At 35.5% G+C, this 7,434-nt stretch carries 8 protein-coding genes; 6 read left to right on the forward strand and 2 right to left on the reverse strand.

Annotated elements, in window-relative coordinates; genetic code table 11:
- Positions 1-89: 89 nt before the first annotated feature.
- From trmD to EO112_RS06825, 6 genes are all read left to right on the forward strand, one after another.
- The gene (gene trmD, locus EO112_RS06800) at positions 90-920 is read left to right on the forward strand and encodes a tRNA (guanosine(37)-N1)-methyltransferase TrmD (protein WP_127163574.1); all 831 of its coding nucleotides are present in this window, start codon (positions 90-92) and stop codon (positions 918-920) included.
- Positions 921-1,493 carry an RNA methyltransferase gene (locus tag EO112_RS06805; protein ID WP_127163576.1) on the forward strand — a complete coding sequence of 191 codons (573 nt, stop codon included), beginning with the start codon at positions 921-923 and terminating at the stop codon, positions 1,491-1,493.
- Between the two features lie 9 nt (positions 1,494-1,502).
- The gene (locus EO112_RS06810; protein WP_127163578.1) at positions 1,503-2,231 is read left to right on the forward strand and encodes a YebC/PmpR family DNA-binding transcriptional regulator; all 729 of its coding nucleotides are present in this window, start codon (positions 1,503-1,505) and stop codon (positions 2,229-2,231) included.
- Between the two features lie 414 nt (positions 2,232-2,645).
- Positions 2,646-3,542 (forward strand): hypothetical protein, encoded by an 897-nt coding sequence (locus tag EO112_RS06815; RefSeq protein WP_127163580.1) that lies wholly within the window; start codon positions 2,646-2,648, stop codon positions 3,540-3,542.
- Between the two features lie 157 nt (positions 3,543-3,699).
- Positions 3,700-4,050: a helix-turn-helix transcriptional regulator gene (locus EO112_RS06820; protein WP_127163582.1), complete on the forward strand. Its 351-nt coding sequence runs from the start codon at positions 3,700-3,702 to the stop codon at positions 4,048-4,050.
- A 12-nt stretch (positions 4,051-4,062) separates the two neighbouring features.
- Complete coding sequence (locus EO112_RS06825) at positions 4,063-4,569, forward strand: ImmA/IrrE family metallo-endopeptidase (RefSeq protein ID WP_127163584.1); 507 nt, start codon at positions 4,063-4,065, stop codon at positions 4,567-4,569.
- 383 nt (positions 4,570-4,952) lie between these two features.
- Here the strand turns inward: EO112_RS06825 and EO112_RS06830 are convergent, their stop codons facing one another.
- Together EO112_RS06830 and EO112_RS06835 are read right to left on the reverse strand one after the other, a co-directional pair.
- Positions 4,953-6,026, reverse strand: coding sequence for a tyrosine-type recombinase/integrase (locus EO112_RS06830; RefSeq protein ID WP_127163586.1), 1,074 nt, complete (start codon positions 6,024-6,026; stop codon positions 4,953-4,955).
- A gap of 149 nt (positions 6,027-6,175) precedes the next feature.
- Entirely contained in the window at positions 6,176-7,162 is a 987-nt protein-coding gene (locus EO112_RS06835) for an Abi family protein (protein ID WP_127163588.1), read from the reverse strand.
- Positions 7,163-7,434: the final 272 nt, after the last annotated feature.

The following is a 7,434-nucleotide window of genomic DNA, read 5'->3' on the forward strand; positions in this document are numbered from 1 at the left end:
CGTAACACTTTATAAATAAGTAGCATAAGTCTGAATAGAATTAATATGTTATACAGTATTGTATTGACTAGAAAGGAGGTGCATAGTCCATGAAAATAGATATTATATCGCTATTTCCAGAGTTTTTTGATGCCTTTTTTACACATTCCATCATCAAACGTGCCTTACAGGCAAATCGATTAGAAATGAAAGTGACAAATCCACGAGAATTTTCTCATAGCAAGCATGGTCAAGTGGACGATACTCCTTATGGCGGTGGCGCGGGCATGCTCATGAAAGCACCTCCTCTCTTTGAGGCTGTAGAGCATGTGTTGCAGATTCCCATAGAAGAACATCGTTGTACAAAGGGGAGCCACAAACGCCATGTTGTGTTTATGGGGCCTACAGGGAGACCATTTACACAAGAAAAAGCAAGGGAATTGTCCACCTATGATCAACTTGTCATTGTCTGTGGACACTACGAAGGAGTTGACTATCGAGTAGAAGAACACTTAGTGGATGAAACTATATCTATTGGAGATTATGTGTTAACTGGCGGTGAACTACCAGCTATGGTGGTAGCCGATGCAGTGGCTCGCATGATCCCTGGCGTTTTAGGTGCTACTTCAGGGGCTATAGAAGATTCCTTTTATCATCCTGTTCTTGAGTGTCCGCAATACACTAAACCACAGGAATACAAAGGTATGGTAGTACCTGATATATTGCTGAGTGGTCATCATAAAAATATTGAGCAGTGGCGACTAGAAGAGTCAATCAAACGAACAGCTCTGCTACGAGAAGATTTACTACATCGTAAGTTAACAGCAGAAGAAGTTAAAACATTACATCGATTGCTGGAAAGATCCAAATCTAAAGAAGAGCAAGCGCTATTAGAAAGAATCTTAGTTCAGTCTACTTTCACAGAGGAAAAGAGGAAATAAATGGCGAATTTATATATCGGCCTCGTTCATTATCCCATTATGAATAAACATGGTGAGGTGATCACGACGGCCATCACAAACTACGATATCCATGATATTGCCAGAGCATCTACAACCTACGATGTGGAACGGTATTTCATCATTCACAATGTACCGAGCCAACGTGAATTGGCAGAAACCGTGATGAGTCATTGGAAAACGGGATTTGGCAGTACTTATAATCCGGATAGAAAAGATGCTTTCAAACATGTGGAACTTGTCAATTCCATTCGACAAGCCATCAATATGGTGACGGAATTAGAAGGACAGACGCCAATCGTGTGTACTACGGATGCACGGACCTATGATAATACTATTACCTATGCATCGCTCCGTAAATCACTTGAAAGTGAGAGCCGTCCTGTGGTAGTATTATTTGGAACGGGGTATGGTATGACGAAAGAAACAATGGAAGATTTCGATTATATCTTAGAACCCATCTATGGACATGGAGAGTACAATCACCTTTCAGTTCGTAGTGCCGTATCAATTATATTAGACCGCTTGCGAGGCGAAGCGTGGTGGAATAAATAGGAGGACACAATGTCAGGACATTCTAAATGGTCAAATATTAAACATAGAAAAGGTAAAAATGATGCATTAAAAGCAAAAATTACCACAAAAATTAGTCGTGAAATCACAGTAGCTGTGAAAGCTGGTGGTACAGACCCAACAGGTAATATGCGCTTGAAGTTGGCGCTACAAAAAGCTCGTGAAAATAACATTCCTAAGGATAATATTCAACGTGCCATCGATAAAGGTGCCGGTGCAGGGGATGCGAACAATTACGAAGAAATTACCTATGAAGGATACGGCCCAGGCGGTGCTGCTATCCTTGTAGAAGTGATGACAGATAACCGTAACCGTGCAGCAGCTGATGTGCGTCATGCCTTCTCCAAACGTGGCGGTAACCTAGGTGAAAGTGGCTCTGTTAACTGGATGTTTAAACGCAAAGGTGTATTCGTGATTCCCCAAGAAGGCAATGATGAAGAAACATTGACATTATTGGCTCTTGACGCTGGCGCAGAAGATATCAAAGTAGAAGACGATGTATTCGTTATCTACACATTGCCAGAAGATTACGATGCTGTAGAAGCTGCCTTAGCAGAAGCATCCATTGCAACAGACATGGCACAAATCACAATGGTTCCAGATACAAATATGGAATTAACGGGTGATGATGCAGTGAATATGCAACGAGTACTAGACATGCTGGAAGACTTAGATGATGTACAAGATGTGTATCACAATTCAATTCTCAATATTGAGTAGTTAGAGATGTGATGAAGTAGCACTCTACAAAGGTTTTTGAGAGTGCTACTTTTCTCACTTATACCCTAAAGTAAGTGAAAAATAAAACGGTTGCACAACCGTTGCACAACCTTTTCATATGATAAATATTACAGAAATCAGAATGAATATAAAAATAATTAAATTTACACATCTAATTATTAGGGATTTGTTTTAATAATTCATAGTAATTAGATTATTTGTGATGCAAAGAATTTTAGAGTATCTTATTTCTGTCTGGATAAGTAAATTAACAAAAATTTTAACTAATGAGCATTAATGAAAGAGCACAGCTATAAAAGGCTGTGCTTTTTTATTTTATAGAATCATGTTAGATTTCTCTATACAAAATGGCTTATGAGTACTAAAATTATATCTAGAAAGGTGTTGGTAATTATGGATAACCGATATAAGGATAATCAATTTTGTATTACTGTAGAGTATGAAAAGTTGGAATCAAACCCAGAACAAATCTTTTTAGGGATAGCAAAATTAATAGAAGGGTTACAGTATACGGATAAACAACTAGTTGGGTGTATAGCAAAAGATATAGAGCCAGTTGTATTACTAGATAATATTGAACAAGGTTCAATTAAGATATTTTTACGGTCTGTTATTGAGTCTATACCTGATGAAGGACTAGAAAAATGTGATATTAAACGTATTATAGGAGCATTCTTGGTGAAAACTAAGTATGCTATATTGAAAGCCATTAGTCAAAATGAACCAATACAAACTCATCAATTAGATCAATTAGAAAAAGAAATTGATGCATATGCACAGGATACAGGTACAAGTACATTGGGGTGCTATACTCAAGTAGACAGAGAAAGTATTATCACTAGTATGGCAAGGATTACAGATGCTGTGGATACAATGAGACCAACTGATCGTGTTAAATTTGAAGCGGAAATAGGTGGTAGCGTACATACTATCTCAATTCCTAAAGAGTTGCACGTGGATGATGATGTTACGGATTCATTAGCTAAACATGAAGTAATTAATCAGAACACCTTTATTTTAAAAATACACAAGGTAGATTTTATGGGAAACTCTAAGTGGGAGTTTAGATTAGGAAAAAGTAAAATTTCTGCACATATAGAAGATGATGATTGGTTAAAGCGGTATAAAACAGGTAAGATTGTATTAGTGCCAGGTGACTCTCTGAAAGTATTAATGGAAGTAAAAATGCAATATGGAAAAGGTTATGATTTAATTTGTACCCTATTTAAAATTATAAAAGTACTTGATGTCATCCATACAGAAGAGCCAATAGAGGAAAACTTATTTTAAACGTAAAAAGCACAGCCTACAAGCTGTGCTCTTTTTTTATAGTGAAAATACAATATGATTAGTTGACATTTAACAATAAAAATTGTAAAATTAACAACGTAGTAAATTTGGTGAGCAAGCGAGAAAATAAATATCGCTCTAGGGAGGAAGTATATGTATGGTTACGGAGTATGGAAAGCTATTAAGGAAAATAAGGATAGATCATGATGAAATATTAAAAGACATGGCTGGTAAGTTAGAAATTACATCAGCTTATTTATCATCAATTGAAAATGGTAACCGTCCGATTCCTATTAATATGACAAGAACAATTGTTGCTGAATATGACTTAGATGATTTAATGGAAGGTAAGTTATTTGCAGCAGAAGATAGCATCAGAAAAAATGTAGAAATTAATTTAAATACAGCAAATCAATCGCAGAAGACTGTGGTTTTATCTTTAGCAAGACAATTTGAACAGTTGACTGATGAGCAGCTTGAGAAAATCCGCCAAATTTTAGAAGAGTAGGTGATGTAATATATGGCAGGCTTATATGTAAAACCATTAACATTAAAGAATATTCGAACTATTTGTAGCAATCTAAGAACACTATTAGATATTCCAGTAGATGAGCCTATAGATATCGTAAGACTATTGGAACATAAGGCTCATTCATTAGGGATAGAGTTTGAAGTTACCTCTGAATCTGAATTGGGGAGGAGGCATGGTGAGTCTGTCTTAGGACAAAATATAATACGAATACGAGAGGATGTATACAATAGAGCCTGTGAAGGTTATGGTCGAGATAGACTTACCATTGCACATGAGTTAGGTCATATATTATTACATCAAAAAGAAGACATAGTTCTTACAAGAAGCGAAGGTACGATTCCACCATATATGGATCCAGAATGGCAAGCGAATGCATTTGCTGGAGAATTACTAGCTCCATTCCAATATATAAAACATATGGATATATTTGATATATCGACACAGTATGGAGTTAGTATAGAGGCGGCTTCAGTTCAAAAGAATAGGAGGAAATAAATGATTAGAATAAAAAAACAGCCACCAAGTGGCTGATTACTTGGGGCTGTGCAGTGGAATCTATAATGGATTCCAAAATCTGAACGTAAATGTGTCAGACTAAAATAAATATAACCAAATTCATTTTAGCATTTACATAAAGGTTTTGCAACAGCCCAGAAGGGAGGCCTTTATGTATATATTCTGTAAAGAATACACAAACCGATGGGGCAAGCGAATGGTAGCCAGTGATTATGGCTATACATGTTGGCGCTTTTGGGTTCCATCTAAGAAAAAGAAAGCCTCTTAAGATAACTTGAGGCACATAGTGAAACAGTAAGCTATCTGCTGACAATAGCATACTACACGAAGAAAGCCACCGTATTATGCGGTGGCATTTTTTGTTATTCAACCATACTCATCATTTCCTCGCTAAACTTCACTGGTAGTGTATTAACAGCATTTACAAATTGTTTTCTTGTCTTATGTGTATATACATCACTGGTTACATCTCCACTATGAGTATGTCCCACAATGGATTTTAGAATGAATATATCCATATCGACATTACGAGCCAGGGTGATGAACGTATGGCGTGTATCGTGTGGCTTATGGTCAGAGAGTCCTAATGATTTACATAGGCGCTCTATAGGCCTTGATAAGCGTGTAGGGATTAATTTGGGTGGTAGTAATGTTTCTGAACGTGAGAAATGTGCTTTGCTATAAATTTCTTTTATAAATGGCATAATACAATCAGCTAGAGGGATGATACGATCCTTACCAGCAGTAGTTTTTGAACCGCCAATTAGATATTGTTCCTTTAGATTAACATTCTCTAGCTTCACCTGGTAGAGCTCAATAGGTCTCATTCCAGTATAGATGTAGATTAAGATTACACGTACAAGGATATCATCAGTATGTTGCCATAATATGGTAATCTCCTCTGGTGTAAATGGTTTATGTATGTTTGATTTAATGGCAGGAGGAAGTGTAATATCTAGGGCATAGTTCTTTGTGATAATATCATTCTTAATAGCTTCTTTGAAAGCACCATTGATAGCTTTATAAATAGCATCATGGGAAGAACGTCCTAAATGTTTGTATTGATCAATGATGTTCTGTAAGTGAATTAATCGAATGTCTTTTATAGGCATAGACCAAATACTGGAAAGTTTAGGTTTCACAGCTTCAAATTTTCCTTTCTTTATATCTATACCTTGGCGTTGCTTTTCTAGTAACATCCAGTCCCAACATTGATAGAAGGGAACTGTATCACGATGCACTTTCATAGGGTCGTATACATAATTTGAAATAGCGTCATAGGCTTCTTTTTGTGTAGCAAAGGTACCAATCGTTTTACGGATGTTTTTACCGTTAGAATCCTGTCCAATATAGACCATAGCACGATATGGCTTGCGTAATTTCTTATGCTTCATTTTATAAACGGACCCAGTTCCATTTGCACGTTTCATTGCCATAATATAACTCCTGTAAAAAAATAACCCTCTCTACATAATAGAGAAGGTTATTTTCCATACAGGTCCCCTGAGGGATGATTGCACTTATCTTGTCTCTATTATATATAGGCCCATAAAATATATCAATAGGGATACTATCTATCTGGATATTAAATTAATGAAAGTAGTGAATCCTTCCATTGCAGTGTAAGTCCCATTTTATTAAGAAGCGAATTGAATTGTTGTTGTGGAATAGCTTTTGAAAGAGTAGCTAGGCTATTTACCATATTTTGTATCATACATTTATAATCATGATAAGGCAAAAATAGTCGCAATGTTAAAATGAGACCCCATAATGATGTTTCACTACCTTTTGGGGTAGTTAGGTGAAAAAATAAGAGTTTACGAGTATGTTTACCTTTTCTAACACGATGATTATATAGCCTATCACCATGAGCACAAATATTTCTATAGGAAACTAATGTATCTAGCATGTCGTTGAAATTATTGATTAATGTTGATGTTGGTAAAGAAACTTCAAAGCCAAACTCTGAATGATAGTCATCTAGGATATTTCCTAGTACCTTCTCTTGAAGAACTGGAAGCATAGACTTGTAAAAATAGGTTAATTCACCAAAAGTTAGCTTAGTGACTAAGACCCATAAAGGCAAGGATTGATGTTTTGTTAGGTAGTGATAAAATCCAGAGTCTTGAAATTTAGAGTTTTTCTGAGTAACTGTTGATAATATGGATATAAGTCTTGTTGTAGTGTGGAGATCTGATTTAGAAAAATTATTAATATTTAAATGGCTAAATTCCGCTTTATTCTCATCAGAAAAATGATAGGCAAGTTTAGTAGCAAGATTTTTTTCAGCTTGCAATAGATACCGAAGTAGTAGGTGACGTAATTCTCTATCGAAACAATATACCTCATAAATTTGGAAGAATGTTGTACCAGAAATATAATAATCATCACCAGAAGATTCAGTAATCGTTTGATCGAGAAATATATCCTTATATCCATTAATAACGGAGTAGTAATTTTCTCTTGAAAGAATATTTTTAACCTTGCTTCCTTCAGTCCCTTTTTTTATTGAAATATTTCTTTTACGCATTAAGCGCAATAAAGAGTTGAGAGATGTAAATGGTTTCGACATAGATAAAACCTCCAAAAAAAAACTCGCCAACCCTTAGGTTGACGAGTGGTGTACTTCGCTCGTAAGGTCAGTACGTTTTCTCTAGTAACAGTATACTATAGGAAAATATACCCGTCAATAAGAGTTATGGTATATGATATAATTTAAATTAAAAATTATTCAAAATTTGTATTTTTTATATCAAATATTTGCATAGTAGCTCCTTTTTATGGCTTATTAGATGCATCAATAAAATATATAAGCTTATTAATATTTCTTGACGACTATTAGAA

Origin of the sequence: Veillonella sp. VA141 (assembly GCF_003992175.1) — a bacterium.
Lineage (GTDB): Bacteria > Bacillota > Negativicutes > Veillonellales > Veillonellaceae > F0422.

Excerpts from the sequence above, each read along its gene's own strand:
- trmD (WP_127163574.1), top strand. The coding sequence starts at position 90 with ATGAAAATAGATATTATATCGCTATTTCCAGAGTTTTTTGATGCCTTT.
- EO112_RS06805 (WP_127163576.1), top strand. The coding sequence starts at position 921 with ATGGCGAATTTATATATCGGCCTCGTTCATTATCCCATTATGAATAAA.
- EO112_RS06810 (WP_127163578.1), top strand. The coding sequence starts at position 1,503 with ATGTCAGGACATTCTAAATGGTCAAATATTAAACATAGAAAAGGTAAA.
- EO112_RS06815 (WP_127163580.1), top strand. The coding sequence starts at position 2,646 with ATGGATAACCGATATAAGGATAATCAATTTTGTATTACTGTAGAGTAT.
- EO112_RS06820 (WP_127163582.1), top strand. The coding sequence starts at position 3,700 with ATGGTTACGGAGTATGGAAAGCTATTAAGGAAAATAAGGATAGATCAT.
- EO112_RS06825 (WP_127163584.1), top strand. The coding sequence starts at position 4,063 with ATGGCAGGCTTATATGTAAAACCATTAACATTAAAGAATATTCGAACT.
- EO112_RS06830 (WP_127163586.1), bottom strand. The coding sequence starts at position 6,026 with ATGGCAATGAAACGTGCAAATGGAACTGGGTCCGTTTATAAAATGAAG.
- EO112_RS06835 (WP_127163588.1), bottom strand. The coding sequence starts at position 7,162 with ATGTCGAAACCATTTACATCTCTCAACTCTTTATTGCGCTTAATGCGT.